The organism is Neisseria sp. P0001.S005, assembly GCF_051963715.1.
Map to the genome: position 1 here is coordinate 1 of NZ_JBQCTZ010000424.1, position 1,068 is coordinate 1,068.

The window sequence follows — 1,068 nt, forward strand, 5'->3', positions numbered from 1 at the left end:
TTTTTTTTCCTATTACAACAGGAACATGGTTGCTAATCCCAAGAAAATCAGGAAGCCGCCGGAGTCGGTAACCGCGGTAATCAGCACCGAGCTGCCCAATGCCGGGTCGCGTCCGGCTTTGTCCATCATGACGGGAATGAGGACGCCGACGGTCGCGGCCAGCAAAAGGTTCAAGGTCATCGCGGCCACCATGACCAAACCGATGCCGATGTTGCCGTAGAGCAGCCATGAAATCACGCCCATTACCGTGCCCCAAATAATGCCGTTGACGAGGGCGACGCCGACTTCTTTTTTCAGCAGGCGGCCTGCCTGCGTACTGGTCATTTGTCCCATTGCCATGGCGCGGACGATCATGGTGATGGTTTGGTTGCCGGAGTTGCCGCCGATGCCGGCGACGATGGGCATCAGCGCAGCCAGTGCGACGATTTTCTCGATACTGCCTTCAAATGCGCCAATTACGCGGCTGGCGATAAAGGCGGTACACAGGTTGATGGCAAGCCACATCCAGCGGTTTTTCACCGAGTCCCAAATCGGGGCGAACAAGTCCTCTTCTTCTTGCAAACCGGCCATGTTAAACATGTCGGCTTCGGATTCTTCACGGATCACGTCCACCATTTCGTCAATGGTGATCCTGCCGATCAGCTTTTTGTTTTCATCGACAACCGGCGCGGTGACCAAGTCATAACGTTCAAACGCCTGTGCCGCTTCTTCCACGTCGTCTTCGGGACGGAAGCGCACGACATCGGTGGCCATCACGTCCGCCACCATGTCTTCGGGGTCGGCGACCAAGAGTTTGCGGATGGGCAACACGCCTTGCAACACGTCGTTTTCATCAACCACGAAAATCTTGTCGGTATGGTCGGGCAGGCTGTCGAAACGGCGCAAGTAGCGCAACACGACTTCACACGCCACATCGGCGCGGATGCTGACCAATTCAAAGTCCATAATCGCGCCGACTTGGTTATCTTCGTAAGACATCGCCGCTTTGACCTGCTCGCGTTCTTCTTCATCACGCGTTTGCAGCGCTTCGTACACCACTTGGTGCGGCAGGTCGTCTGCCAGTTCTGC

The 1,068-nt window shown here is 56.0% G+C and carries 1 protein-coding gene; it reads right to left on the reverse strand.

What is annotated here, in order from left to right; translation table 11 throughout:
* Nucleotides 1–12 precede the first annotated feature (12 nt).
* Nucleotides 13–1,068, reverse strand: a 1,056-nt coding sequence (gene mgtE / locus ACTHSP_RS20770; RefSeq protein WP_440346854.1) for a magnesium transporter, incomplete at its 5' end; no start/stop codon positions are given.